Here is a 25,896-nt window from a genome sequence, read left to right as displayed (position 1 = left end):
GCCTCAGGCCGGGCCGACGAGGTCGGCGACGATGCGCGCCGACAGCCCCACCAGCGGCAGCCCGCCGCCGGGGTGGGCGCTGCCGCCCACCAGGAACAGCCCCGGCACCGGCGAGCGGTTCGCCGGGCGCAGGAACGCCGAGCGCGCCCCGTCGCTGGAGGTGCCGTAGATCGCCCCGCCGTCGCTGCGGGTGTCGCGCTCCAGGTCCGCCGGCGTGCGCACGACGCTCCAGCGCAGCCGCTCGCGCACGTCCAGCCCGCGCCGGGCCATCGCCGCGAGCACCGCCTGCGCGTACCCCTCCACCAGGTGCGCGTCCGTCCAGTCCGTGCCGCCCGGCGCGCGCCCTCCGGGGTCGTGCACGGGCGCGTTGACCAGCACGAACCACGCCTCGGTGTCCTCCGAGGGCCGCAGCGCCGGGTCGTCGGGCGCGCTGACGTACACCGTCGGGTCGGCCACCGGCCGCCCCGCCGCCAGGTCGGCGAACTCCGCGTCGTAGTCGTCGGGGAAGAGCACCGTGTGGTGCCGCAGGCCCGGGGTGCGCCCCTCCAGCGCCAGCAGCAGCACGAACCCCGAGGAGGAGCGCCGCCGCGGGGAGGGCCGCAGCCGCGGGCGCGGCAGCAGGTCGCGGTACAGGTGCGCGGCGTCCACGGCGGAGACCACCACGTCGGCGGGCAGCTCCTCGCCGTCCTCCAGGCGCACGCCGGACGCGCGCCCGCCGGTGACCAGCACCCGCTCCACCGCCGCGCCCGTGCGCACCCGCGCCCCGCGCTCGCGGGCCCGCTCCTCCACCGCCACCGCCAGCCGGCGCAGCCCGCCGCGCACGTACCACGCGCCGAAGGACTGCTCCACGAACGGCACCGTCGCCAGCGCCGCCGGCGCCTTGGCCGGGTGCGAGCCGGAGTAGGTGGCGTAGCGGTCCAGCAGCACCCGCAGCCGCGGGTCGTGCAGGTACTGCCGGCCCAGCGAGCGCAGCGAGGCCCACGGCGCGACCGTGCGCACGTCCGAGCCGCTGCGCGCCAGGCGCAGCAGCGTGCGCGGGCCCTCCAGCGGGGACTCCAGGAACGGCTCGCGCGCCACGTCCCACACCGCCGCCGCCCGGCGCAGGAACCGCGTCCACTGCTCGCCGGTGCCCGCGCCCAGCGCCTCGTCCAGCGCCGCCGCCACCCGCGGCAGCCCGCCGCCGGGCAGGTCCACCTCGGTGCCGTCGGCGAAGCGGTAGTGCGCCACCGGGTCCAGCGGCACCACGTCCAGCACCGACTCGACCGGCGCGCCCGTCTTCAGGAACAGGTCGCGCTGCACCGCCGGCAGCGTCAGCAGCGAGGGGCCGGTGTCGAAGGAGAAGCCCTCGCGGCTGTACCAGCCGAGCTTGCCGCCGACCTCGTCCGCCTGCTCGCACACCACCACGTCGTGCCCCAGCGCCGCCAGCCGCGCCGCCGCCGACAGCCCGCCCAGCCCCGCGCCGACCACCACCACCCGGCTCACGGCAGCACCCGCCCCTTCCACGACAGGGCGCCGCTGCGGTGCCGCGCCCACGAGTCCGCCAGCAGCCCCAGCAGCAGCAGCACCGACGCCGGGTGGCCCAGCGCGTCCGGCAGCGAGCGGCCGCCGGTGCGCTCGGCCGCGGCGTAGCGGCCCACCACCGCCGCGACGTAGCCCACCGCCCCCGCGCGCGAGCCGCCCAGCGCCGCCAGCGGCGGCAGCACGTACGCCACCGACAGCCCCGCGGCCACCGCGGCGGCCGCCGGGGCGGAGCCGAACGCCGACCACAGCGACTTCGCGTAGCCCTCGCGCAGCGCCGGCCAGCTCTCGTACATCCGGCAGGTGGCCAGCTCGGTGCCGTCCGCGACGCCGCCGCGCCCGCCGGCGGCCTTCACCGCCCGCAGCAGCGCGATGTCGTCGAGCACCTGCCCGCGCACCGCGCCGTGCCCGCCGGCGCGCCGGTACGCGGCCGCGTCCACGAGCAGGAACTGCCCGTTGGCCGCCGACAGCGACGGGCGCGGGGAGACCTCCGCGGCCCGCAGCGGCAGCGTCGTCAGCCACGACCACTGCAGCAGCGGCTGCACCAGCCGCTCGCTCCACGTGTGCGCCAGCTGCCGCGGGTAGGGGCACACCAGGTCCAGGCCGGTGCCGCGCAGCAGCTCCACCCCGGCCGCCAGCGCGTGCGGGGCCAGCACCACGTCGGCGTCGACGAACACCAGCACCTCGCCGGTGGCCGCCTCCGCCAGCCGCGCGCAGGCGTGCGCCTTGCCCAGCCAGCCCGGCGGCGGGCCGTCCCCGCGCAGCAGCCGCACCCGCGCGTCGCCCGCCGCGGCGGCCGCCACGACCTGCGCGGTGCCGTCGGTGGAGGCGTCGTCGAGCACGAGCACCTCCAGCTCGGGCACCCCCACCTGGTCCAGCAGCGCCGCCAGGCAGGCGCCCGCGCGCTCCTCCTCGTCGCGCACCGGCAGCAGCACGCTGACCCGGCCGGCCACCGGCGCCGGCTCCAGCGAGGGGGTGCGCAGCGCCCGCGCGTTCAGCAGCGAGTGCGCGGTCAGGGCCGTCGCGGCGGCCGAGCCCGCCCACGTCAGCGCGCGCAGGCCCCGGCGCAGCGGCCCGCGCCGCCCGGCACCGCTCACGGCCGCCGCCGCAGCGAGCGCAGGTAGGGACCCACCGTCAGCCCCATCGCCGCCCCGCCCCACAGCGCCGCCGCCGGGCGGCGGAAGAAGACGGCGTTGCCCAGGGTGGAGCCCAGCCACGTCCAGCCCAGCAGCCAGGCCGGCACCGCCTGCGGCACCTCGCGCTCGCGCTCCTCCGGCAGCGCGGCGTGCAGCACGCCGCAGATGGCCGTGGCGGTCAGCAGCCAGCCGGCGTAGTTGCTCAGCGGGATGCCCGGCAGCCCCGGCAGGTGCGGGTGCGGGGACTCGAAGCTCCAGTGCCCCGCCGCCGTCATCTGCGGGTCCAGGAACAGGTCCCAGCTCGCCAGCGTCCACGCCGCCGCGGCGACGGCCCCCGCGTGGTGCCCGCGCCCGCGCGGGGCGAGGCGGCGGCCCAGCTGCACGGCGGGCCAGGCGACCATCGTCCACGCCAGCGGCACCACCACGGGCACGTCCAGCACCTGCGGGCCCAGCGTGCCCGCGTAGCGGTAGCGGCCGAACGGCCGGCCGGTGCGGGTGCCCACGGCCTCGGCCACCAGCCCCAGCCCGCCGGCCACCGCCAGCGCCGTCGCACCGCCGCGCACGCCCCCGCGCCGCCCGGCGTCGGTGACCGAGGCGGCGCAGAACGCCCCCACCGAGCCGATGGTGGTGCGCCGCAGCGCCTCGCCCCGCAGCAGCGGGTGCGCCACCTGCGTCAGGACCGCGGCGCCGGTGAGCGCGCCGGCGAGGACCGGCGCGAGTCTGGAGAGCACCTCGCCACTGTAGGGAGGGGCGCGGACGCGGCCGCCCGCGGGAGGGCGCCCCGGCTCAGGGCACCCGGCCGTCCAGCGTGCCGGTGAGCGAGCGCACCGCGAAGCGGGCGAACAGCTCCTCCGCGTACCAGCCCTCGGCCGGGGTGCGGTCCATGACGTCCACGTGCGCGGCGCCGCGGTGCGCGAAGCCCCGCAGCGCCTCCGTCGACTCCCACACCGAGAAGGTGCCCTGGTACCCCAGCGGGGCCTCCCCGACGCCCAGCGCGCAGCGCAGCCCCGGCACCCGGCGCAGGTCCGCCGAGACCGGCGGCACCGCCCGCCAGAACGACGCCGCCCGCAGCGGCCGCAGCCGCGCGCGGGTGATCGAGGCCACCGGGCCGGTGTGCGCCCGCGCGCCGCGCAGGTCCTCGCCGCCGAAGGGCTCGCGCCCGCCCCAGCGGCCCCGGCTGGTCAGCGGCTCCAGCTCCGCGCGCAGCCGCTCCCGGGACAGGCCCCGCCAGGCGCGCACCGTGCGGGAGGACTCGAAGGCCGCCGCGTGCGCGAGGGAGTCCCAGGCCACCAGCACCGCCCAGTGCAGCGGGTCGGCGTCGCGCACGGTGAAGCTGCGCCCGTCGCCGGTGCCGAGCAGCCTGGCGAAGCGCGCGCCGGGCGCCCGGGCCAGCAGCGGGCGGTCCAGGGCCATGCGCGCCAGCGCCGCCGGGACCGCGCGCGGGGCCACCCCCCACACGTCCAGGGTCACCAGGGCGGGGCGGTCGGCGGCGGGTGCGGGCACGCGCGCGACGCTACGCGGACCCGGCGCCGTCGCCCGCCGCGCCCTCCCGACCGGCCCGCGCCTCCGCGCGGCGCACGTGCTCGCGCACGAGGTCGACGACGTCGCCGGGGCGGTCCCACGCCGGCACGTGGCCGCAGCGCTCCCACTCCAGCCACCGCGCGCCCGGCGGGGCGGCCGAGCGCCGCAGGTGCGCCGGCGGCAGCACCCGGTCGCGCCGGCCCACCACCACCGCGACCGGCACCCGCACGTCCGCCGCGCGCGCGAAGGCGCCCGCGGCGATGCCGGCGTCGGCGGCCGCGTAGCCCGCCGCGGCGGCCACCGACAGCACCGCCTCGCGCGCCAGCTCCGGGGCCAGCGCGCGCGGCGCCGCGCTCGTCGCCGCGAACGCCAGGGTGCGGCCCCAGCCGGTGCGCAGCGGGTCCGCGGGCAGCCGCGGCGCGGCGCGCGCGTACCAGCGGGCGAAGCGCTGGCCGGTGGGCAGCAGCGGCGGGCGCCGCCGGGCGCGCTCCCACAGCCCCGCGGGGGCGAGGGCGACGACGCCGGCGACCGCGCGCGCGCCCTCCCGCGCCCCTTCGCGCGCCCCGTCCTGCGCGGCGGCCTCCAGGCACACCCAGCCGCCCAGGGAGTGCCCCACCAGGTGCACCGGCCGCCCGTCGGCCTCGCGCAGCCGCAGCGCCGCCCGGTGCAGCCGGCGGCCCAGCTCGGCCGGGTGCATGGCGGTGGGCCCCTCCTCCTCGCCCAGGGGCGGGCTGCCGCCGTGGCCCGGCAGGTCGACCAGCAGCAGCCGGTGCTCGCGCGCCAGGGCGGGGGCGACCAGGGACCACGTGCTCGTGCCGCTGCCCAGGCCGTGCACCAGCAGCACCCGCGGGCCGCTGCCGCGCGCACCGGGGACCTCATGCAGGGCGAGCCCCTCGAGGAGGAGGCTCACCCGGTCTCGACGGGGTGGGCCCCCGCCAGCCTCAGCAGCTCGTCGTAGCGGGTGCGGAAGAAGGCGCGCGGGTGGCCCGCCGGCACCCACACCGCCGGGTGCAGCGCCAGCGTCACGTCCACGTAGGTGGGCAGCGGCTCGGCCAGCCCGACGGGGGAGGCGGAGCCGAGCACCGAGCCGGTGCGCCGGGCCGTCTCCACCTCGCCGGCGACCTCCAGGTCCGGCACGCCCAGGACCGCGGCCAGCACCGGGGGGAACAGCTCGTGCACGGCGGAGGCCACCACGAGCAGCTGCTCACCGCCGGGGGTGCGCAGCAGGGCGCTGCGGGCCACGGCCGCGGTGGGGGCGCCGAGGTGCCCGGCCACGGCGGCCGCCGTGCGCAGGCCCGCCGGCACCAGGACCACCTCGCCGGTGGCCCCCAGCGCCTCCAGGGCGCGGGCGGTGGCGGTGACGGCGGGGTGCTCCGCGCCGCACCCAGGGCCCGCTCCCGCCACGTGCTCGGTGCAGGGGTGCTCGCGCAGCGGTGGCGCGTCGAGGAGACCGCTCGCGGCGGAGGGGCGATCGACGGTCGTCCACCTCATGCACCCCCACGGTAGGCCGAGCGCCGCGCGCCGTCGCGGTGAACGCGCCCCGCCGCCCGGCGGGGCGGCGGACCCCGGTCCGGCGGCCGCGCGGGCCGCTCTCGCCGTTGACGCCGGGGAGCACCGGTGGTGTAGCTTCGAAGAGCGTTCGAACCGGTGTTCGAACGCCGTGGCCGCCCGGCGGCGCGGTCCGGGGAGAAGGGGAAGCTCCCGCGGCCCGCGCCCCGGGTGCGTCGCGCCGGGCCCCCGGCTCACCGGCCGGGGCGGGTCCGCGCCACCGGCCCCAGCGGCGGGGCGGGCGCGGTGCGGGTGGCCCGGGACGAGGTGGACGTGCAGCGCGGCACGCCCCGCGCCGCGCGCGGTCGGCCGGGTGCGCGGGCGGGCGCTCGTGTCGGAGCCGGCTGGTAACCAGGAGGTCGACGGCGCGCAGCGGTTGCCGCGCGTCAGCGACTGAGATCCGGACAGCACCGGAGAGGTGAAGCGCGATGACCACCCCGAGGGCCTCTTCCCCCGGCGGTGCCCCCGAGGGTACCGCCGACCGCCCCCGACACCTGACCACCGCCGCGCTCGACCTGCTCGAGCGCTGCGAGGCCGAGCTGCGCTCGGCCGCCGCCGAGAGCGCGCCGGCCGAGCGCTACCTGCACGCCCACCTGTCCGCCCTGCGCGCCGGCGCGGCCCTCGTCGCCGTGCACGGACGGCCCACCACCCCGCGGCGCAGCCAGCCGCGCAGCGTGTGGGAGATGCTGCCGCGCCTGGACCCGGCGCTGGCGGACTGGTCGCTGCGATTCGCCGGCAGCGCCCGCCTGCGGGCCCGCGTCGAGGCCGGCCAGCCCGACGCCGTCGACGCGGTGGCGGCCGACGCCCTGCTGGCGGACGCGGTGGAGTTCCACCGCGTCGTCGAGGGGCTGCTGGGCCTGAGCAGGGTGCACCCGCTGGCCAGCTGACCCGCCCGCACCCCGCCCCCGCCGGCCCCCGCGCGCCGGGCGGGGCGTGCGCGGCACCCGCCCGCCGCCCCGGTGTCTAGGGTGGGGGCCGTCCGCGAGCGCTGGGAGGAACGGGTGGCGAAGGAACGGGGCCGTCCGGCCACGTCGACGGTCCTCTGGGACGGCGTGCGGCGCCTGCTGGCCGACGCCGCGGGCGGCGAGGGCGCCGCTGCGCCCGGCGCGCCGCTGTCGGTGGTCGACCTCGGCGGGGGCACGGGCGGGCTGGCCGTGCGCGTGGCCGCCTTGGGGCACGACGTCGTGGTCGTCGACCCCTCCCCGGACGCGCTGGCGGCCCTGGAGCGGCGCACCGCCGAGGCGGGCCTGGCCGGGCGGGTGCGCCCGGTGCAGGGGGACGCGACCGAGCTGGCGGACCTGCTGCCGGCCGGCAGCGTCGACGTCCTGCTGTGCCACGGGGTGCTGGAGGTCGTGGACGACCCCTCCGCCGCGCTGCGGGCGGCGCGCGCGACGCTGCGCCCGGGCGGCCTGCTGAGCCTGCTGGTGGCGCAGTGGCCGGCGACGGTCCTGGCGCGGGTGCTGGCCGGGCAGCTGGCCCAGGCCCTGCAGGCGCTGTCCGGGCCGGAGCACCGCTGGAGCGGCACCGACCCGCTGCACCGCCGCTTCGACCGCGCCTCGGCCACGGAGCTGGCCGAGGCGGCCGGCTTCACCGTCACCGCGGTGGAGGGCACCCGCACCTTCGGCGAGCTGGTGCCGCCCTCGCGCGCGGAGGCCGAGCAGGACGTGGCGCTGCTGCGTGAGCTGGAGGCGCGCGCGGCCCGCTCGCCGGAGCTGCTGGCGCTGTCCGCCCACCTGCACCTGCACGCCCGGCGCTGACCCGGGCCCGGCGCACCGCCCGCAGCGCACCGCCCGCACCACCGCAGCCCGGTGCGGGCGGTGTGAGAACCGCCACGTCGCCGTCCCCGCGCCGCGCGGCGCGCCGGGGGCCGGAACTCGCACCGGGGGGCGGGGCGTTGCCGCGGAGGAGGACTGGAGCCCCTCGGGGGCCCACCCGGTGGACCCGGGTGGGGGAGCGTGTGGTAACCCGAGTTTCGTCTCTCGTCCCCGGGACCTATCCTGAGAGTCACAACGTGCGCACGCCAGGAGGTACAGGTGCCGCTCTCGGAACATGAGCAGCGTCTGCTCGAGCAGATGGAACGTGCGCTGTCCGCGGACGATCCCAAGTTCGCCAACGCCATGCGAGGTTCCCGCCACGGTCGCGCCGCCCGCCGGCGCCTCGTCATCGGCGTCGCCGCCGTCGTGGTCGGTCTCGTGCTCCTCGTCGTCGGGGCCAGCACGAGCAAGATCTGGCTGGGAGCGGGCGGTTTCATCGTCATGCTCGCCGGTGCGATCTGGGCCTTCTCGCCGGCTCGGGGGACGGCGGTGCGGCCCGACGGGCAGCCCGGTGCCGGCAGCGCTCCACGACCGCCGCGGCCGGGCCGGTCCCGCCGCGGCGGCTCGTTCATGGAGCGCATGGAGCAGCGCTGGGACCGCCGGCGCGGTCAGTGGTGAGCACCACCGGCTGACCGGACCGGGACCGCGGGGTCCCGGCGGACGGGCCCGCACACCGCTCAGGGGTGTGCGGGCCCGTCCGCGCGCCCGAGCGCGTGCGCCCGAGCACGGGCGCGGCCACCGCGCCCGGCGCTCACCGAGGAGCGCCGGGCCGCGACCGCCGGGGTCAGTCGCGCTCCCACCAGCCCAGCGCGGCGCGCAGCCCCGCACCGGGCAGCCACCGGGCCCGCCAGCGCGCCGCCCGCGGCCGGCTCGCCGCGACGGCCTCGACGACCTCGTCCACCTGGGCGCGCACCACGCGCCGGCCCCGGGTGCCCGCCGGGGCCGGGCGCTCCAGCACCGCCGCGGCCCGGCGCGCCGGCGCGGCACCGCCCCGCGCGGGCGCGGCGGGGCGCTCGGGGGCGCCGAAGCGGGCGCTCTCCACCGCCCGCCGCAGCGCCGTCAGCTGCCGGTGCGCCCCCTCGGGCAGGTCGGCGGCCTCCTCGACGAGGGCCGCGCGGCGCCGGGGCGTCGCCGCGGCGGGCCAGTGCACCCCCAGGTCGCCCAGGCGGTCCTCCAGGTCGGCCCACGCCGCCTCCGCCGAGGACGGCCCGTCGTGCGCGCCGGCCCAGCGCCGCCGGCCCAGCAGCGTCGCCGTCGCCCGAGGCGCCAGCAGCGCCAGCAGCGCCAGCGCGCCGCCGCCGATCCAGCCCCACGGCAGCGCCGCGAAGCGCTCCCAGCCGGTGAGCCGCCCCTCGCGCACCCGATGCGCGGCACCGGTGCTCGTCGCGCTGGTCGTCGCGCTCGTGGCGGCCGGCGCGGAGCTCGTGGCGGCCGGCGCGGTGGGCCCGGACGTCGGGGAGGTGATCGGCGCGCTGGGCACGCTGTACGGCGGGGACTGGCCGGTGCGGGTGGCGGGCGTGGGCTCGAAGCGCACCCAGCCGACGCCCTCGAAGTACAGCTCCGGCCAGGCGTGGGCGTCCTGGGCGCTGATGCGCCAGGAGCCGGGGGTGGACTCCTCGCCCGGCAGGAAGCCGATCGCGACCCGGGCCGGGATGCCCAGGGTGCGGGACATGACGGCCATGGCGGAGGCGAACTGCACGCAGAAGCCGGACTTCTCCCGCAGGAAGGTGGCCACCGCGTCCGAGCCGCCGTCGTTGGGCGCGGTCGTGGAGTACGTGAAGCCGCCGGTGGAGCGGAAGTACCGCTGCAGGGCGGCGGCCTGCTCGTAGGCGTCGGAGGCCCCGCCCACCACCCTGCGGGCCTCGTCGGCCACCACCTGCGGCAGCCCGTCGGGCAGCGCGGTGTACCGCTCGCGGACCTCCTCGGGGGCGGTCCCGGCCCCGCGCAGCTGCTCCTCGTCGGGGTCGACCTCCAGGTGCTGCACCTCGTAGTCGCGCCCGCGGGTGGTCTCCCCGTCGCCGACGACGTTGAGGGTGCCCTGCTCGTAGAGCCACTCGCCGGCGATGTCGACGCGCACGGCGGGGTAGGGCAGCGGCAGGTACGTCTGGTCCAGGCCGCGCACGGAGATGCGCGTGCGGTGCTCGGTGGCGCCGTCCCGCACCTCCTGCGACAGCCCCGGCGGCGGTGCCAGGCCGTCCTGCACGCGCTGGCTGCGCGGGATGTCGGCACCGGTGCCGGGCGCCCAGGTCTCCCCGTCGAACACGTCGGCGGTGACGATGCGCAGCGGCGCGGGGTCCTCCTGGTCCGTCTGGTACGTGAGGATCGTCGCGTCGGAGCGCGCCCCCAGGCTCGCCTTGAGGTTGAGGATGGGGTTGATGACGGCGATGGTGTCGCCGCTGCCGGTGTCCAGGGTGAGCGGGCGCTCGTCCAGGCCCGGCGCCAGCGCGGGCGCGACGACGGCCAGGGCGAGCGCGGCGGCGGCGGTGGCCCCCGCGGTGGTGCCGGCGCGCGTGCCCGCCGGGCGGCGGCGCGCCCCGTCCCCGCCGCGGCGGCGCGGCGGGGCGGGCCAGCGCGGGTCGCGGCGCCCGGCGGCCAGCAGCACCAGGTACGGCACGGCGGTGCCGAGCAGCGCCCAGGCGCCGGAGCCGCCGGGGGCCAGGGCCACCGCCACGCCCAGGACGGCGGCCAGCGGCACCCCCGCCAGCGCCGGGCGGCGCAGCGCCACCGCGAGCACGTCGACGGCCAGCGCCAGCACGCCCGCGCCGGCGACCAGCAGCAGGCGCAGCCCGCGCAGGTCCGCGGCCGGCACGCTGTAGCGCTGCACCACCTGCACGCCGTCGCCGAACAGCTGGGCCAGGCGCTGGACGGTGGCGCCGGTGGGCAGCACGCCGAGCGCCGTGGTGGGGCCGCCGAAGAGCACGGTCAGGGCCAGCACGAGCACGACGACCTGCGCCAGCACCGCGGGGCCGCGGCGGTGCAGCGCGGCCCGCACCAGCAGCCCGGTGCCGACGACGGCGAGCACGGCGCCCAGGGCGCCGACGAGCCAGCCGGAGGAGACCACCAGGGGGCGCAGGGACAGCACGGCCGCGGCCGAGGCGGCCCCGGCCCAGCAGGCGGTGCGGGCGGTGCGGGTCACGGTGCTCCTCCTGTCGCTGCGGGGGTGCTCACGCCGGGCCGGGCTCGGCGGAGCCGCGCGCCATGCGGGCCCACACCTGCGGCACGGGGGTGCCCGGGGTGGCCACGGCCGTGCGCCAGCCGGCCCTGTTCAACACCAGGCGCGCGCGCCGCAGTCCCGCCTCGCGCGGGTCGTCGTCTTCGGCGCCCGTGCCGGTGCCGCCGGTGCCGTCCCACAGGCGGGTGCGCTGCAGCACGGCCAGGGCGGGGGCGCCCAGCGGGCGGGCGCTGGTCAGGGGCTGCACGTCGCCCTCGTCGACGTCGCCGAGCACGGCCACCAGCAGGGTGGACTCCTCGCGGCCCAGGGCCGCCAGCGAGCGGGCCAGGCCGTCGTCGGGCCCGGGGCGCAGGCGCGCCAGCGTCTGCAGCAGCGAGCGCAGCGCGGAGGCCCCGTCGGTGCCCTGCACCGGCTCCAGCCGCCCGCCGTGCAGCAGCCGCACCCGGTGGTGCCGCTCGTGCAGGTGCACGGCGGCGGAGGCGGCGGCGCTGACGGCCCACTCCAGGGAGGAGGCCGCGCCGCGGCCGTGGTGGGCGCCGGCGCGGTCGTCGAGGAGCAGGACGACGTCGGGGCGGCCGGGGTGCTCGTCGGAGCGGACCATCACCTCGCCGCGGCGGGCGGTGGAGCGCCAGTGCACGCGGCGCAGGTCGTCGCCGACGCGGTAGGCCCGGATGGAGGCGTCGTCGGGGGAGGTCGTGGCGGCCGCGCCGGCGGAGGAGCCGCGCGCGCCGCCGAGGTCGCCCAGGGACAGGTCCGCCAGCCGGTGCACGCGCGGCAGCACGTCCAGGGTCGCCACCGGGCCGGTCGTGCGGGAGGCGACCACCAGCCCGAAGGGGTCACGGGCCCGCACGGTGACCGGGCCCAGCGGGTAGCTGCCGCGCACGTCGGACCTCACCGTGTGGTCCAGGTCGAGGGTCTCGCCGGGCACCAGGCGCGGCACGGCGACCCGCGCGGTGCCGCCCAGCGCGAGCGGCACGGCGTCCTCGAGCACCACGCGGCCGCCCGGCCGCCCGCGCCCGCGGACGGTCAGGCGCACCGCGGTGGGGGCGCCCGCCTCCGCGATCCCGGACCCCGACCTCGACGTGAGGTCGAGGGTGCGGCAGGAGCGGTGGGCGGTCAGGGCGGCCAGCACCACCAGTGCGGTGAGCAGCACGCCGACGCGCAGCAGGTCCCGCTGCCCCAGCGCGGGGGCGGTGCCGGCGGCGAGCAGGCCGACGGCGAGCAGCGTCCACCCGCGGGCGGTGGGGTGCAGGTCGGGCCGCTCGCCGCCGCGCGCGCGGCTCACCGCGGCGAGGGCAGGGCGGTGGTGCGCAGCACGTCGGAGACCACCCCGGCCCCGTCGCGGCCGGACAGCTGCGCGTCGGCGGTCAGCAGCAGGCGGTGCGCCACCACGGGCACGGCCAGGGCCTGCACGTCGTCGGGCAGCACGTGGTCGCGGCCCTCCATCGCCGCGCGCGCCCGCGCGGCGCGCAGCAGGTGCAGCGCCGCGCGCGGGGAGGCGCCCAGGCGCAGGTCGGGGTGGGCGCGGGTGCGCCGCACCAGGTCGACGACGTACTGCTTGAGGGCGTCGGCGGCGTGCACCCCGCGCACGGCGGCGGCCAGCCGGCGCACGTCCTGCACGCCGACCACGGGGCTCAGCGCGTCCAGCGGCTCGGCGCCGCCGTGCTCGGAGAGCATCGTCAGCTCCGCCTGCGCCGAGGGGTAGCCCATGGAGATGCGGGCGGTGAAGCGGTCCCGCTGCGCCTCGGGCAGCGGGTAGGTGCCGTCCATCTCCACCGGGTTCTGCGTGGCGAAGACGACGAAGGGGCGCTCCAGCGGCCAGGTGGTGCCGTCGACGGTGACCTGCCCCTCCTCCATGCACTCCAGCAGCGCGGACTGGGTCTTGGGGGAGGCGCGGTTGATCTCGTCGCCGATGACGACGTTGGCGAAGACGGCGCCGGGGCGGAACTCGAAGGCGCGGTGCTCCTGGTTCCACACGCTGGAGCCGGTGACGTCGCTGGGCAGCAGGTCGGGGGTGAACTGGATGCGGCGCACGGTGCCGTCGATGGCCCGGGCCAGGGTCTTGGCGAGCATGGTCTTGCCCACGCCCGGCACGTCCTCCACGAGCAGGTGCCCGCCGGCGAAGAGCACGGTCAGCGCCAGCCGCACCGTCTCGTCCTTGCCCTGGATGACCCGGTCCACGGCGCGGGCGAGGTCGTCGGCCGTGGCGGCCAGCTCCTCCAGCGCGGCCGGGAGGTCCTCGGGCTGCCCCGCCAGCGGGTCGCCGGGCTGGCTGCCGGCGGGTGCGCTCGTGGTCGTCACGTGGCCTCGTCTCCTCCTGGCGCGCGGCGGGGCCGCGCTGGTGGTCGTCGCGCGCGGCCTCGCCGTCGCGACCAGCCCCACTTTGCCCCACGCGGGCACCGCGCCGCCCGCCGGACCGGGGCACCGCCCGCCGGCCCGGGCCCGCGCCGCCGCCGCGCCGTCGCGCGGCCGTGCCGCGGGCCCGGGCCGGTGCCGGGGGGCGGCGGGGCCCTCCACCGCGCCCCACCGCGCTGACCTGCGACGATGCGCCGCCCCGGTGATCACCGCGCGTCCGGCGACGTTGACCGTGGAGGAAAGTGGAGTACGGTGGAGGGGAGCGGCTCAGGAGGGGCCGTTCGGAACCGTCCGTCGGGGGTCGCGGCTGTGTTCCTCGGTACCTACACCCCCCGCCTGGACGACAAGGGGCGGCTGATCCTCCCGGCCAAGTACCGGGACCAGCTCTCCGAAGGACTGGTGATCACCAAGGGGCAGGAACGCTGCCTCTACCTCTTCCCCATGCAGGAGTTCGAGCGGATGCACGAGGAGCTGCGGCGAGCGCCGCTCACCCGCAAGGAGACCCGCGACTACCTGCGGGTGTTCCTCTCGGGTGCCTCGGACGAGGTCCCCGACAAGCAGGGGCGCTTCACGATCCCCCCGATGCTGCGCAGCTACGCCGGGCTCGACCGCGACCTCGCCGTCACGGGCGTCGGGTCCCGGGTGGAGGTGTGGGACCTGCCCACGTGGGAGTCCTACCTGGCCGGCGCCGAGCCCGCCTTCTCGGACCAGCGCGAGGAGGTCCTGCCCGGGGTCGTGTGACCCCTGGTCCCCGGTGCGCCGGGGGCGACCGTCGGCCGCGGCCCCCAGCCGCTCCGGACCGGACCTGACACCTCTTCCCCGGTGCCAGGCACGGACCCCGCGAGCGGATGGGGACCCCGGTCTACGGGGACGGACGGCGACGTCGGCCCGGTGCCGGCGGGGGAGCGAGGTGGAGCACGGTGACCGAGGACGCGCAGGCCGCTGCGGTCGCGGCCCGCCACGCCCCGGTCATGCTCCGGCGCTGCACCGAGGTCCTCTCACCCGCGCTCGCCCGCCCCGGTGCCGTCACCGTCGACGCCACCCTGGGCATGGGCGGGCACGCCGCGGAGCTGCTGCGCCTGCACCCGCAGCTGCGCCTGGTCGGCATCGACCGCGACCCGCAGGCCCTGGAGCTCGCCGGCCGCCGCCTGGCGGGTTTCGGCGAGCGCGTCACCCTCGTGCACGCCGTGCACGACGCCCTGCCCGACGTCCTGGACGACCTGGGCCTGGCCACCGTCGACGCGGTGTTCTTCGACCTGGGCGTCTCCTCCCTGCAGCTCGACGAGGTCGAGCGGGGTTTCTCCTACGCGCGCGACGCGCCGCTGGACATGCGCATGGACGCCGGTGCGCCCACCACCGCCGCCGACGTCCTCAACACCTACCCGCAGGCGGAACTGGCCCGGGTGCTGCGCGAGTACGGCGAGGAGCGCTTCGCCGGCCGCATCGCCGCGGCCGTCGTGCGCGAGCGCGCCGCCGAACCCTTCACCGCCTCGGCCCGGCTCGTGGACCTGGTGCGCGCCAACGTTCCCGCCGCCACCCGCCGCACCGGGGGGAACCCCGCCAAGCGCACCTTCCAGGCGCTGCGCATCGAGGTCAACGACGAGCTGCGCGTCGTCGAGCGCGCCCTTCCGGCCGCGTTCGAGCGCCTCGCGGACGACGGCCGCCTCGCCGTGCTGACCTTCCACTCCCTCGAGGACCGCATCGCCAAGAACGTCCTGCGCGCCCTCACCGAGAGCTCCGCGCCGCCGGACCTGCCGTTCCTGCCGCCGGGGTCCGGCCCGCGCGCGGAACTGCTCGCCCGCGGCGAGGCGGCCGGCGAGGAGGAGCTCGCCGTCAATCCCCGGGCGGCCTCGGCGCGCCTCCGCGCGGTGCGCAGGCTGCCCGGCGAGTATCGGGCGCAGCCGCAGCGGGGCCCCCGCCAGCGGCCGGCTCGCCGGCCCCGCCCGGCCGGGGACGACGGCCCCGCCCGCACCCCGCGCGGGCGCACCGGGCGCGGCGCCGGTCCCGGCACCGCCCTCAGCACCACGCACGCCCAGGACGACGGAAGGACCCGGTGATGAGCCAGCCCCTGATCGCGGCCCGGAAGGTTCCGGTCCGCGCTCGCGAGGCGCGCCCGGACACCGCCGGACGTCCCGAGCTGCAGGTGGTCGTCCCGCCCGCCGTCCGCCGCCTGCGCCTGCCGCTGCCCGTGGCGTGCGTGCTGCTGCTGAGCCTGGGCCTGTTCGGGCTGCTCATGACGAACATCGCCATCGCCGGCGACGCCTACCGCCTCACCGACCTGCAGGTGACGTCCCAGGGGCTGGCCGACCAGCAGCAGGCCGCGCAGGAGTCGCTGGCGGCCAGCTCCGCGCCGCAGGCGCTGGCCGCCCGCGCCGCCGAGCTGGGGATGGTGCCGGCGCCCGCGCCGGTGCACCTGACCGAGGACGGCGCGGTGGGCACGCCCACCGCGGCGCCCTCGCCCACCCCGGAAACCCCGGCGCCCGCGGCGGCCACCGCCCCCGACGCCGCCGCCGGCACCACCGCCCCGACGCCCGGCGCGAGCGCGGCGGCCGCCGCCGACGCGGACCGCTGAACCCGGCCGAGCCCGCCCGAGCCCGCCGGCACCGCCCGACGCCCGCACCGCCCGCCGACGCGGGCGAACCCGAGAGGTCCCCCCGTGCCCCGACCGCCCGCCCCCCGTGGAGACCGCGCGCACCGCAGCGGTCCCGGAAACCGCGGGAGCTCCGGCACCCGGCCGCCGCGCGGTCGCGGCGGGGCCCGCGCCCACGACGCGCGCCCGGACCGGCGGCTGCGCGCGTTCGTCCTCACGGTGCTCGTCGTGCTGAGCCTGCTCGCCGGGCGGCTGGTGCAGCTGCAGGGCGCCGACGCCGCGGAACTGGCGCAGGCCGCGCTGGACCAGCGCACCCACACCAGCACCCTGTACGCGCAGCGCGGCGACGTCCTCGACGCCGACGGGGTGGTGCTGGCGACGTCTGTGGAGCGGCGCGACGTGGTCGCCGACCCCTCGATCCTGGCGACCTACAACACGAACTCGCGCGGCGAGCCGCGCAAGGCCGACGTGCCCGTCGGGCCCGCCGGCGCCGCGCGCGTGCTCGCCCCCGTCCTCGGCATGGACGAGGCGGCGCTGACCACCACGCTCACCGGTTCGGGGCCGAAGGACAAGTACGCGCTCGTGGCCGTGGGCATCACCCCCGAGCTGTGGCAGCGCGTCTCCGACGCCGACGTGCCGGGCATCACCTCCCAGCGCACGACGCAGCGCATCTACCCCAGCGGCAGCGCCGCCTCCACGCTCGTGGGCGTCCTGGGTTCCAGCGAGACCGAGGAGGGCAAGACCGTCGACCGGCCCCTGTCGGGCCTGGAGTACGCCGACAACGACCTGCTGGCCGGCGCCGACGGGCAGGTCCGCTACGAGCGCAGCCTGGGCGGGCAGGAGATCCCGCTGGGGGAGCGGGAGATCACCGAGCCCGTCGACGGCACCTCCCTGCACCTGACCATCGACTCGGACCTGCAGTGGAAGGCCAGCGCCGCCATCGCCGCGCAGGTGCAGGCCACCGGCGCGCAGTCCGGCACGGTCGTGGTGATGGACGAGCAGCAGCGGCTGCTGGCGCTGGCGAGCGCGCCCAGCATCGACCCCGCGAACCTGACCGACTTCAGCAACTCGGAGCTGAACAACACCGCGCTGACGGAGTCGTTCGAGCCGGGTTCGACCGCGAAGGTCATCACGATGGCCGCGGCGCTGGAGGAGGGCACCGCCACGGCCGACAGCCGGTTCACGGTGCCCGACGAGCTCGAGCGCTCCGACAAGGTGTTCCACGACTCGCACCCGCACCCCGAGCAGAAGCTCACCCTGGCCGGGATCCTCGCCGAGTCCAGCAACACCGGCACCATCAAGGCCGGCGAGCAGCTGAAGGCCGAGCAGCTGTACGACTACCAGCGCCGGTTCGGGCTGGGGCAGGAGTCCGGCCTGGACTTCCCCGGCGAGACCGCCGGCAAGCTGGAGGTGCCGGCGAAGTACTCCGGCACCCAGCGCTACACGGTGATGTTCGGGCAGGGCATGTCCGTCAACGCCGTGCAGGCCGCGTCGGTGTTCGCCACCGTCGCCAACGGCGGCGTGCGCGTGCAGCCGCAACTGGTCTCGGGCACCTCCGACCCGGACGGGAACTACCGCGCCGCGCCGGCACCGGCCACCACCCGCGTCGTCAGCGCGCGGACGGCGAAGACGTTGCTGGACATGATGCAGGCCGTCGTCGGCGAGGGCGGCACGGCGCAGGCCGCCGACATCCCCGGCTACCTGGTGGCGGGCAAGACGGGCACCGCGCAGCGCTACGACGCCGACTGCGGCTGCTACCGCGGCTACACCGCCTCGTTCATCGGCACGGCCCCCGCCGACGACCCGCAGCTGGTCGTCGCGGTGATCCTGCAGGACCCGAAGACGAACTACTACGGCGGTTCCGCCGCCGGGCCGGTGTTCAAGGACGTCATGACGTACGCGCTGCAGCAGCGCCGGGTGCAGCCGTCCACCGCGGCGCCCGCCGCCCTGCCGCTCACCTGGGGCGGCGAGGCCCCGTGAGCACCGGCCGCGAGCGCCGCGGCCAACACGCCCCCGGTGCGGTGCGGGCGGCGCGGTCACGGGCGGGTAACCTCCCAGCGTGCCGATGACCGACGGGCCGGGCGGCAGCGCCCGGCGGCCCCTCACCCTCGCGGACGCGGCGACCTCCCTCGGCACCGTCCTCGACGTGCCCGCCGGCGACGACCCCGCGACGGCCGGTGCGCGCCCGGTGACCGGCGCGACTCTGGACTCGCGGCGGGTGGCCCCCGGCGACCTGTACGCGGCCCTGCCGGGCGCGAACGTGCACGGCGCGCGGTTCTCCGCCCAGGCGGCCGCGGCCGGTGCGGTGGCCGTGCTGACCGACCCCGCGGGCTCGGGCGACGCCGCCGCGGCCGGCGTGCCCGTCCTCGTGGTCGACGACCCGCGCGCGGTGCTGGGCGAGCTGGCCGCCCGCGTGCACGGCCGCCCCGCCGAGCGCCTCGTCACCGTCGGCGTCACGGGCACCAACGGCAAGACGACCACCGCGTACCTCGTCGAGGCGCTGATGCGCCGCGCCGGCTGGACCACCGGCCTGCTGGGCACCGTGGAGACGCGCGTGGCCGGTCAGCGGGTCACCAGCGTGCGCACCACGCCGGAGGCCCCGGACCTGCACGCCCTGCTGGCGCGGATGGTGGACGCGGGCGTGCGCGGCTGCGCGCTGGAGGTCTCCAGCCACGCCCTGGCCCTGCACCGCGTCGACGGCCTCGTGCTCGACGTCGCCGCGTTCACCAACCTCAGCCAGGACCACCTGGACTTCCACGGCTCCATGGAGGAGTACTTCGCCGCCAAGGCCCGGCTGTTCACCCCCGCGCACGCCCGCCGCGGCGTCGTCGCCGTGGACTCCGCCTGGGGCCGGCGGCTGGCCGGCGCGGCCTCCGTGCCGGTGACCACCGTGCTCACCGGCGAGGACGCGGGCGGGGGCGGCGCCGCGCGCGCCGACTGGGTCGTGCGCGACGTGCGCACCGGTCGCGCGGGCAGCTCCTTCCGCCTGGTGGGCGCCGACGGCGCCGAGCTGGCGCTGACCTGCCCGCTGCCGGGGGCGTTCAACGTCGCCAACGCCGCGGTGGCCGCGGTGGCCGCGCTGGCCGCCGGCCTGGACGCCGGGCAGGTCGAGCGCGGCCTGGCCGGCGCCGAGGGCGTGCCCGGCCGCATGGAGCGGGTCTCCACCGGCGCGCCGGGCGAGCCCCTCGTCGTCGTCGACTACGCGCACACCCCCGAGGCGGTCGAGCGGGCGCTGGCCGCGCTGCGCCCGCTGACCACCGGGCGCCTGGGCGTCGTGCTGGGCGCCGGCGGCGACCGCGACCGCTCCAAGCGGCCCCTCATGGGCGCCGCGGCGGCCCGCGGCGCCGACGTCGTCGTCGTCACCGACGACAACCCCCGCTCGGAGGTGCCCGCCGACGTGCGCGCCGCGGTGCGCTCGGGCGCGGACGGCGTGGCCGGCGTGGACGGCGTGGACGGTGCGGCGGCGGAGGTGCTGGAGGTGCCCGACCGGCGCGCGGCCGTGGCCGCCGCGCTGGAGCGGTGCGGCGGTGCCGGGGACACGGTGCTGCTGGCCGGCAAGGGCCACGAGACGGGTCAGGAGACCGCCGGGGTCGTCGTTCCCTTCGACGACCGGGTGGTGGCGGCCGAGGAGCTGCACCGCAGGGCGGCCGCGCACGCGGCGCCCGCGGTGGGCACGAGTTCAGCTGGAGGTGGGTCGTGATCGCGCTGACCGCGGCGGAGGTGGCGGAGCTGGCCGGTGGCCGGCTCGTCGCCGGTGCGGGGAGCACCGTCGTGGACGGGCCGGTGGTGGTGGACTCGCGGCGGGTGGAGCCGGGGGCGCTGTTCGTGGCGCTGCCCGGGGCCCGCGTCGACGGGGCCGACCACGCCGCCGCCGCGGTGGCCGCGGGGGCGGTGCTGGTGCTGGCCCAGCGCGCCGTCGAGGTGCCCGCGGGCGCCGCGGTCGTCCTCGTCGAGGACGGCGTGGCGGCCCTGGGCCGCCTGGCGGCCGGCGCCCTGGAGCGGCTGCGCGCCACCGGCTCGGGCCCGCGGGTGGTCGGCGTCACCGGTTCGGCCGGCAAGACGACGACCAAGGACCTGCTCGCCGCCGTCCTGGCGCCGCTGGGCCCGGTCGTGGCCCCCAGCGGCAGCTTCAACAACGAGATCGGCGCGCCCCTGACGGTGCTGCGCGCCGGCCCCGGCACCGCCGCGCTCGTGGTGGAGATGGGCGCGCGCGGGCCCGGGCACATCGCCGCGCTGTGCCGGATCGCGCACCCGGGCACCGGCGTGGTGCTCAACGTGGGCTCCGCGCACGCCGGGGAGTTCGGCTCGCTGGAGGCCACCGCCGCCGCCAAGGGCGAGCTGGTGGAGTCCCTGCCCGCCGACGGCGTCGCCGTGCTCAACGCCGACGACCCGCGCGTGGCGGCCATGGCCGCGCGCACCTCCGCGCGCGTGGTGACCTTCGGCCTGGGCGCGCGCGCCGACGTGCGCGCGCTGGACGTGCGCGCCGACGAGCTCGCCCGCCCCGTCTTCGAGCTCAGCGCCGGCGGGCGCACCGCCCGGGTGCACCTGCGCCTGCACGGCGAGCACCAGGTGCCCAACGCCCTGGCCGCGGCCGCCGCGGCCCTGGAGCTGGGCGTGGCGCTGGACGACGTCGCCGCCGCCCTGTCGGCCGCCGAGGCCGCCAGCGGCGGGCGCATGCAGGTCGTGCAGCGCCCCGACGGGGTGACCGTGGTGCACGACGCCTACAACGCCAACCCCGAGTCGGTGCGCGCCGCGCTCAGGGCGCTCGCCGGCATGGCCGGCGGCCGGCGCACCTGGGCGGTGCTGGGGGAGATGCTCGAGCTGGGCGCCGCCTCCCGCGACGAGCACGACGCGGTGGGCCGCTACGCGGTGCGCCTGGACGTCTCCAAGCTGCTCGTCGTCGGCGCGGGCGCCCGCCCGGTGTACACCGGCGCCGTCATGGAGGGCTCCTGGGGCGAGGAGGCGGCCTTCGCCGCCGACGTCGAGGAGGCCGCGCGGGTCCTGGAGCGGGAGCTGCGCCCCGGCGACGTCGTCCTGGTCAAGGCGTCCAACGGCGCCGGGCTGGGCGCGCTCGCCGAGCGGCTGATCGCCGGCGGCGCCGCGGCCTCCGCGGGAGCGACGGGGGCCGGCGCGTGAGGGCCGTCCTCGTCGCGGGGGCCGTGTCCCTCGTGGTGGCGCTGTTCGGCACGCCGCTGTACATCCGCTGGCTGGTGCGCCGCGGCTACGGGCAGTTCGTGCGCGACGACGGGCCCACCAGCCACCACACCAAGCGCGGCACCCCCACGATGGGCGGGGCCGTCATCATCCTCGGCGCGCTGCTGGCGTACGGCGCCGCGCACCTGTTCACCGGCACCCCGGTGACGGTCTCCGGGCTGCTGGTGCTGCTGCTGATGACCGGCCTGGGCGTCGTGGGGTTCCTCGACGACTTCCTGAAGATCTCCCGCAAGCAGAGCCTGGGGCTGCGGGCGCGCTCCAAGCTGGTCGGCCAGGGCCTGGTCGGCGTCGCGTTCGCGGTGCTGGCGCTGCAGTTCCCCGACGAGGACGGCCTGACGCCGGCCTCGCGCAACGTCTCCTTCCTGCGCGACATCAGCGTGCTGGACCTCGCCTTCGCCGGCGCCGCCGTCGGCACGGTGCTGTTCGTGCTGTGGGCGCTGTTCATCACCTCCGCCATCAGCAACGGCGTGAACCTCACCGACGGCCTGGACGGCCTGGCCACCGGCGCGACCACCATGGTCCTGGCGGCGTACGTGCTCATCTGCACGTTCCAGTCCAACCAGAACTGCTACACGCTGACCCAGTTCGAGGCGCGCTGCTACGAGGTGCGCGACCCGCGCGACCTGGCCGTGGTGGCCGCCGCCGTCATGGGGGCCTGCTTCGGCTTCCTGTGGTGGAACGCCTCCCCGGCGAAGATCTTCATGGGCGACACCGGCTCGCTGGCCCTGGGCGGCGCGCTCGCCGGGCTGGCGATCCTCTCGCGCACCCAGCTGCTGCTGGTCCTGCTGGGCGGGCTGTTCGTCATCATCACGCTGTCGGTGATCATCCAGGTCGGCTCGTTCAAGATGACCGGCAAGCGGGTGTTCCGCATGGCGCCGCTGCAGCACCACTTCGAGCTCGCCGGGTGGGGCGAGGTCACCATCGTCATCAGGTTCTGGATCGTCGCGGGGTTGTTCGTGTCGCTGGGTCTGGGCGTCTTCTACGCGCAGTGGGTGGTCGGGGCGTGAGCGCCGCGCCGAACGTGCTGGACGGCTGGCTGGGCAACCCCGCCCCGCGCGCCGCCGACACCGACCGGGTCCGGGCGCTGCGGCACGCCGGCTCGCCCTGGGCGGGCCTGCGCACCCTCGTCGCCGGCATCGGCACCTCCGGGTTCGCCGCGGCCGACGCCCTGCTGGAGGCCGGCGCCGAGGTGGCGGTCGTGGACGCCGGCACCGGCGAGGCCCAGCGCGAGAGGGGCTCGCTGCTGGAGGTCCTGGGTGCGACGGTCCTGCTGGGGCCCGAGCACGTGCAGGCGCCCCCGCAGCCGTGGGGCGCCTTCGACCTCGTCGTCACCTCGCCCGGCTGGCGCCCGGACGCGCCGCTGCTCGTGGGCGCCGCCCTGGCCGGGGTGCCCGTGTGGGGGGAGGTGGAGCTGGGCTGGCGGATGCGCCCGGACCCCGCCTCCGGCGCGCTGGTGGCCCCCTGGCTGACCCTGACCGGCACCAACGGCAAGACGACCACCGTGGAGCTGACCGCCTCGATCCTGCGGGCGGCGGGCCTGCGCGCCGCCTCCGCGGGCAACGTGGGCACCCCGCTGGTGGAGGCGCTGCGCCACCCGCACGGCTTCGAGGTGCTGGCCGTGGAGCTGTCCAGCTACCAGCTGCACTGGCTGTCCACCGACACGGCCGCCTCGCTGCGCCCGCTGGCCAGCGCCGTGCTCAACCTGGCCCCGGACCACCTGGACTGGCACGGCTCCATGGAGGCGTACGCCCTGGCCAAGGGCCGCGTCTACGAGAACACCGAGGTCGCCTGCGTCTACAACGTCGCCGACCCGCGCACCGAGGAGCTCGTGCGCGCCGCCGACGTCGTCGAGGGCGCGCGGGCGGTCGGCTTCACCCGGCAGGCGCCGCGGGTGAGCATGCTCGGGGTGGTCGAGGACGTCCTGGCCGACCGGGCCTTCGTCGAGCAGCGCAGCACCAGCGCCGCCGAGCTGTGCACCCTGGCGGACCTGCGCCCGGACGGCTCCGACGCGCCGGTGGCGCCGCACGCCGTGGACAACGTCCTCGCCGCCGCCGCCCTGGCGCGCGCGCACGGCGTGCCGCAGATCGCGGTGCGCGACGGGGTGCGCGCCTTCACCCCCGCCCCGCACCGGGCGCAGACGGTCGCCCTGGCCGGCGGCGTGCGCTGGGTGGACGACTCCAAGGCCACCAACGCCCACGCCGCCGAGGCCTCGCTGCGCGCCTTCGAGCACGTGGTGTGGATCGCCGGCGGCCTGGCCAAGGGCGCCCGCTTCGAGGACCTCGTCGAGCGCACCGGCGAGCGCCTGCGCGCCGCGGTCCTCATCGGCGCGGACCGCGCGGTGGTGCGCGAGGCCCTGGCCCGACACGCCCCCGATGTGCCGGTCGTGGAGGTCGACGTCGCCGAGACTGGCCCCGTGCCCGCCCCCACCGCGCCCGCCGAGCAGCGCCACGCGCACGCCGACGCCCTCATGGACGCCGTCGTCGAGCGCGCCGCCGCCCTGGCGCGCCCCGGCGACACGGTCCTGCTGGCCCCGGCCTGCGCGTCGATGGACCAGTTCGACTCCTACGGGCACCGCGGCGACGCCTTCGCGGCGGCCGTGCGGCGCCTGACCGGCCGGGAGGGCTGAGGTGGCGCTGGACACCGCCGGCCGCCCGGCGCCGGCCGCCCGGCGCGAGGGCTGGCGCCGCCCCGCCTGGCTGGAGGCCACGGGGGAGTGGGCCCGCGAGCGCCTGCGGCTGCTGGACTCCCCGCTGGCCACCCACCACGTGCTGCTGGCCACGACCTCGCTGCTGGTCGTCATCGGCCTGGTCATGGTGCTCTCGAGCTCCAGCGTGGAGTCGCTGCAGGCCAAGGGCACGCAGTTCTACTACTTCAAGCGGCAGGCGACGTTCGCGGTCCTGGGAGCCGTGGTGCTGGTGGTGGCCAGCCGGGTGCGCGCCGACCGCTGGCACCGCCTGGCGCTGCCGGCGCTGCTCGGCGCTGCCGCGCTGCAGGCGCTGTGCTTCGTGCCCGGCATCGGGATCCCCTCCGGAGGCAACCGGAACTGGATCGCGCTGGGCCCCATCAGCGGCCAGCCCTCGGAGGTCGCCAAGATCGCTTTGGTCCTGACGTGCGCTCTGGCACTGGCGCGCAAGCGCGACCGCCTGCACGAGCCCGCCCAGCTGCTCGGCGCCCTGCTGCCCTCGGTGGCGGCGACCATCGGCCTGGTCCTGCTCGCCCGCGACCTCGGCACGGCCATGGTCATGATGTTCATGGTCGCCGCGATGCTGTGGACGGCGGGCGTGCCCGTGAAGTTCTTCGCCCTCAGCGCAGCCGTCGCCGCTGTCGTCGCCGCCGGCCTGGTCCTCACCAGCGACAACCGCATGCGGCGCGTGCAGGACTGGCTCTCCGGCGGCGCGACCTCCGGCGTGGAGATCCAGGGTGCGAGCTGGCAGCCGGTGCAGGGCAAGTACGCCCTGGCCTCCGGCGGCTGGTGGGGCCTGGGCCTGGGGGCGAGCCGGGAGAAGTGGCAGTGGCTGCCCGAGGCCCACAACGACTACATCTTTGCGATCATCGGCGAGGAGCTGGGCCTGCCCGGCACCCTCGTCGTCCTGGTCCTGTTCGCCGTCCTGGCCCTGGCCGCGCTGCGGCTGGTGCGCCGCTCGGAGGACCTCTTCACCAAGCTCGCCGTCACCGGGTTCGCCGCATGGCTGCTCGGGCAGGCCTGCCTCAACATCGGCGTCGTCCTGGGCGTGCTGCCCGTCATCGGCGTGCCCCTGCCCTTCATCTCCTACGGGGGGACCGCGGTGGTCGCCACGCTGCTCGCGATCGGGATCCTGCTCTCCTTCGCCCGCGCCGAGCCCGGCGCGCCGGAGGCCCTCAAGGCGCGCGAGTCCGTCGTGGCCCGCTCCCTGGCCGTGCTGCCCCGGCGCGAGCGGAGGACGCGGTGAGGGTCCTGCTCGCCGGCGGCGGCACCGCCGGCCACGTCGCGCCCCTGCTGGCCACCGCCGACGCCCTGCGCCGGCGCGACGCCGGCACCGCCCTGCTGGTGCTCGGCACCGCCGAGGGCCTGGAGGCCCGGCTGGTGCCCGAGCGCGGCTACCGGCTGGCCGAGGTGCCGCGCGTGCCGCTGCCGCGCAGGCCGTCGGCGGACCTGCTGCGCCTGCCCGGCCGGCTGCGCGCCGCCGTCGCGGCCGCGCACCGGGCCCTGGAGGAGGTCGGCGCGGACGTCGTGGTCGGCTTCGGCGGCTACGTCGCCACCCCCGCCTACCTCGCCGCCCGCCGCGCCGGCGTGCCGGTGGTGGTGCACGAGCAGAACTCCCTGCCCGGCGTCGCCAACCGCCTGGGCGCCCGCTGGGCCCGCCACGTCGCCGTCGCGTTCCCCGGCACGCCGCTGCGCGGGGCGATGCACACCGGCATGCCGCTGCGCACGGAGGTCACCGACCTCGCCCGCGCCGGCGACCGCGCCGAGCGGCGCCGCGCGGCGCGCGAGCGCCTGGGCCTGGACCCGCACGCCCCCACGCTGCTGGTCACCGGCGGCTCCCTGGGCGCCCAGCGCCTCAACGACGTCCTGGGCTCCACCGCCGCCGACCTGCTCGCCGCCGGCGCGCAGGTCCTGCACGCCAGCGGCCGCGGCAAGGAGGTGGCGCTGGCGCCCGGCGCCGACCCCGCGCGCTACGTCGTGCGCCCCTACCTCGACGACATGGGCACCGCCTACGCCGCCGCCGACCTGGTGGTGTGCCGCAGCGGTGCCGGGACGGTGAGCGAGCTGACCGCGCTGGGACTGCCCGGGGTGTACGTGCCCCTGCCCATCGGCAACGGCGAGCAGCGCCGCAACGCCGAGGCCGTCGTCGCCGCCGGCGGCGGCGTGCTCGTGCCCGACGCCGAGCTGGACGCCGCGTTCGTGCGCGAGCGCGTGCTGCCCCTGCTGACCGACCCCGGCGCCCTGGCCGCCGCGGCGGCCGCCGCGGGCGCCGTGGGCGGGCCGGTCGGCGCCGACGCGCTGGGCGGGGGCGTGGGGGCCCCGGGGGGGGGTGGCGCGTGAGGGCG

The 25,896-nt window shown here is 78.4% G+C and carries 22 protein-coding genes; 13 read left to right on the top strand and 9 right to left on the bottom strand.

Annotation, left to right across the window (positions count from 1 at the left end):
* Window positions 1–3 precede the first annotated feature (3 nt).
* The 6 genes from ACRYR7_RS07490 to ACRYR7_RS07465 are packed head-to-tail and all read right to left on the bottom strand — an operon-like array spanning window position 4 to window position 5,666.
* Complete coding sequence (locus ACRYR7_RS07490; RefSeq protein WP_432571453.1) at window positions 4–1,482, bottom strand: phytoene desaturase family protein; 1,479 nt, start codon at window positions 1,480–1,482, stop codon at window positions 4–6.
* On the bottom strand, window positions 1,479–2,615 hold the full coding sequence (locus tag ACRYR7_RS07485; protein WP_432571452.1) for a glycosyltransferase family 2 protein: 1,137 nt from the start codon (window positions 2,613–2,615) through the stop codon (window positions 1,479–1,481). Before ACRYR7_RS07485 ends, ACRYR7_RS07490 begins: the two co-directional genes overlap by 4 nt.
* Window positions 2,612–3,385, bottom strand: coding sequence for a carotenoid biosynthesis protein (locus tag ACRYR7_RS07480; RefSeq protein ID WP_432571451.1), 774 nt, complete (start codon window positions 3,383–3,385; stop codon window positions 2,612–2,614). The genes ACRYR7_RS07485 and ACRYR7_RS07480 overlap by 4 nt, the downstream gene beginning before the upstream one ends.
* A 55-nt stretch (window positions 3,386–3,440) precedes the next feature.
* Complete coding sequence (locus ACRYR7_RS07475) at window positions 3,441–4,157, bottom strand: monooxygenase (protein ID WP_432571450.1); 717 nt, start codon at window positions 4,155–4,157, stop codon at window positions 3,441–3,443.
* Window positions 4,158–4,167: 10 nt separating this feature from the next.
* Window positions 4,168–5,085 (bottom strand): alpha/beta fold hydrolase, encoded by a 918-nt coding sequence (locus tag ACRYR7_RS07470; RefSeq protein ID WP_432571449.1) that lies wholly within the window; start codon window positions 5,083–5,085, stop codon window positions 4,168–4,170.
* A complete protein-coding gene (locus tag ACRYR7_RS07465) occupies window positions 5,082–5,666 on the bottom strand; it encodes an aminoacyl-tRNA deacylase (protein WP_432571448.1) in 585 nt (194 codons plus the stop codon). The genes ACRYR7_RS07470 and ACRYR7_RS07465 overlap by 4 nt, the downstream gene beginning before the upstream one ends.
* A gap of 485 nt (window positions 5,667–6,151) precedes the next feature.
* Here ACRYR7_RS07465 and ACRYR7_RS07460 point away from each other — a divergent pair, with 485 nt between their 5' ends.
* The 3 genes from ACRYR7_RS07460 to ACRYR7_RS07450 all read left to right on the top strand — a co-directional run bounded on the left by ACRYR7_RS07460 (window position 6,152) and on the right by ACRYR7_RS07450 (window position 8,155).
* The gene (locus ACRYR7_RS07460; RefSeq protein WP_432571447.1) at window positions 6,152–6,610 is read left to right on the top strand and encodes an SAV_6107 family HEPN domain-containing protein; all 459 of its coding nucleotides are present in this window, start codon (window positions 6,152–6,154) and stop codon (window positions 6,608–6,610) included.
* A 114-nt stretch (window positions 6,611–6,724) separates the two neighbouring features.
* Window positions 6,725–7,480, top strand: a complete 756-nt coding sequence (locus ACRYR7_RS07455) for a methyltransferase domain-containing protein (RefSeq protein ID WP_432571446.1) — start codon at window positions 6,725–6,727, stop codon at window positions 7,478–7,480.
* 276 nt (window positions 7,481–7,756) lie between these two features.
* Complete coding sequence (locus ACRYR7_RS07450; protein WP_432571445.1) at window positions 7,757–8,155, top strand: DUF3040 domain-containing protein; 399 nt, start codon at window positions 7,757–7,759, stop codon at window positions 8,153–8,155.
* A 166-nt stretch (window positions 8,156–8,321) separates the two neighbouring features.
* Here the strand turns inward: ACRYR7_RS07450 and ACRYR7_RS07445 are convergent, their stop codons facing one another.
* From ACRYR7_RS07445 to ACRYR7_RS07435, 3 genes are read right to left on the bottom strand one after another with little or no spacing between them, the layout of a single operon-like run.
* Window positions 8,322–10,673: a transglutaminase family protein gene (locus tag ACRYR7_RS07445; RefSeq protein WP_432571444.1), complete on the bottom strand. Its 2,352-nt coding sequence runs from the start codon at window positions 10,671–10,673 to the stop codon at window positions 8,322–8,324.
* Window positions 10,674–10,701: 28 nt separating this feature from the next.
* A complete protein-coding gene (locus ACRYR7_RS07440) occupies window positions 10,702–11,994 on the bottom strand; it encodes a DUF58 domain-containing protein (protein ID WP_432571443.1) in 1,293 nt (430 codons plus the stop codon).
* On the bottom strand, window positions 11,991–13,010 hold the full coding sequence (locus tag ACRYR7_RS07435) for an AAA family ATPase (protein WP_432571442.1): 1,020 nt from the start codon (window positions 13,008–13,010) through the stop codon (window positions 11,991–11,993). The genes ACRYR7_RS07440 and ACRYR7_RS07435 overlap by 4 nt, the downstream gene beginning before the upstream one ends.
* Before the next feature lie 363 nt (window positions 13,011–13,373).
* Here ACRYR7_RS07435 and mraZ point away from each other — a divergent pair, with 363 nt between their 5' ends.
* From mraZ to murG, 10 genes are all read left to right on the top strand, one after another.
* Window positions 13,374–13,805, top strand: coding sequence for a division/cell wall cluster transcriptional repressor MraZ (mraZ, locus tag ACRYR7_RS07430; RefSeq protein WP_432571441.1), 432 nt, complete (start codon window positions 13,374–13,376; stop codon window positions 13,803–13,805).
* A gap of 107 nt (window positions 13,806–13,912) precedes the next feature.
* Window positions 13,913–15,121: a 16S rRNA (cytosine(1402)-N(4))-methyltransferase RsmH gene (gene rsmH / locus ACRYR7_RS07425; protein ID WP_432571440.1), complete on the top strand. Its 1,209-nt coding sequence runs from the start codon at window positions 13,913–13,915 to the stop codon at window positions 15,119–15,121.
* Complete coding sequence (locus ACRYR7_RS07420) at window positions 15,121–15,636, top strand: hypothetical protein (protein WP_432571439.1); 516 nt, start codon at window positions 15,121–15,123, stop codon at window positions 15,634–15,636. Before rsmH ends, ACRYR7_RS07420 begins: the two co-directional genes overlap by 1 nt.
* Before the next feature lie 246 nt (window positions 15,637–15,882).
* A complete protein-coding gene (locus ACRYR7_RS07415; RefSeq protein ID WP_432571438.1) occupies window positions 15,883–17,634 on the top strand; it encodes a peptidoglycan D,D-transpeptidase FtsI family protein in 1,752 nt (583 codons plus the stop codon).
* Window positions 17,635–17,719: 85 nt separating this feature from the next.
* Window positions 17,720–19,354 (top strand): UDP-N-acetylmuramoyl-L-alanyl-D-glutamate--2,6-diaminopimelate ligase, encoded by a 1,635-nt coding sequence (locus ACRYR7_RS07410; RefSeq protein ID WP_432571471.1) that lies wholly within the window; start codon window positions 17,720–17,722, stop codon window positions 19,352–19,354.
* Complete coding sequence (locus tag ACRYR7_RS07405; protein ID WP_432571437.1) at window positions 19,351–20,790, top strand: UDP-N-acetylmuramoyl-tripeptide--D-alanyl-D-alanine ligase; 1,440 nt, start codon at window positions 19,351–19,353, stop codon at window positions 20,788–20,790. The genes ACRYR7_RS07410 and ACRYR7_RS07405 overlap by 4 nt, the downstream gene beginning before the upstream one ends.
* Window positions 20,787–21,875: a phospho-N-acetylmuramoyl-pentapeptide-transferase gene (gene mraY, locus ACRYR7_RS07400; RefSeq protein ID WP_432571436.1), complete on the top strand. Its 1,089-nt coding sequence runs from the start codon at window positions 20,787–20,789 to the stop codon at window positions 21,873–21,875. The genes ACRYR7_RS07405 and mraY overlap by 4 nt, the downstream gene beginning before the upstream one ends.
* Window positions 21,872–23,494, top strand: coding sequence for a UDP-N-acetylmuramoyl-L-alanine--D-glutamate ligase (gene murD, locus ACRYR7_RS07395; protein WP_432571435.1), 1,623 nt, complete (start codon window positions 21,872–21,874; stop codon window positions 23,492–23,494). The genes mraY and murD overlap by 4 nt, the downstream gene beginning before the upstream one ends.
* Window position 23,495: 1 nt before the next feature.
* A complete protein-coding gene (ftsW, locus tag ACRYR7_RS07390) occupies window positions 23,496–24,797 on the top strand; it encodes a putative lipid II flippase FtsW (protein ID WP_432571434.1) in 1,302 nt (433 codons plus the stop codon).
* A complete protein-coding gene (murG, locus tag ACRYR7_RS07385; RefSeq protein WP_432571433.1) occupies window positions 24,794–25,891 on the top strand; it encodes an undecaprenyldiphospho-muramoylpentapeptide beta-N-acetylglucosaminyltransferase in 1,098 nt (365 codons plus the stop codon). Before ftsW ends, murG begins: the two co-directional genes overlap by 4 nt.
* The last annotated feature ends 5 nt before the right edge of the window (window positions 25,892–25,896 follow it).

Origin of the sequence: Kineococcus gurbantunggutensis (assembly GCF_050871925.1) — a bacterium.
In the GTDB taxonomy this organism is placed as follows: domain Bacteria; phylum Actinomycetota; class Actinomycetes; order Actinomycetales; family Kineococcaceae; genus Kineococcus.
The sequence above is the reverse complement of the archived record's forward strand: the minus strand, read 5'-3'. Positions and strand labels throughout refer to the sequence as shown.

Bases quoted from the DNA above. Each gene is read 5' to 3' on its own strand.
- ACRYR7_RS07460 (WP_432571447.1), top strand. From the start codon at position 6,152: ATGACCACCCCGAGGGCCTCTTCCCCCGGCGGTGCCCCCGAGGGTACC.
- ACRYR7_RS07420 (WP_432571439.1), top strand. From the start codon at position 15,121: ATGAGCCAGCCCCTGATCGCGGCCCGGAAGGTTCCGGTCCGCGCTCGC.
- rsmH (WP_432571440.1), top strand. From the start codon at position 13,913: ATGGGGACCCCGGTCTACGGGGACGGACGGCGACGTCGGCCCGGTGCC.
- ACRYR7_RS07465 (WP_432571448.1), bottom strand. From the start codon at position 5,666: ATGAGGTGGACGACCGTCGATCGCCCCTCCGCCGCGAGCGGTCTCCTC.
- ACRYR7_RS07410 (WP_432571471.1), top strand. From the start codon at position 17,720: ATGACCGACGGGCCGGGCGGCAGCGCCCGGCGGCCCCTCACCCTCGCG.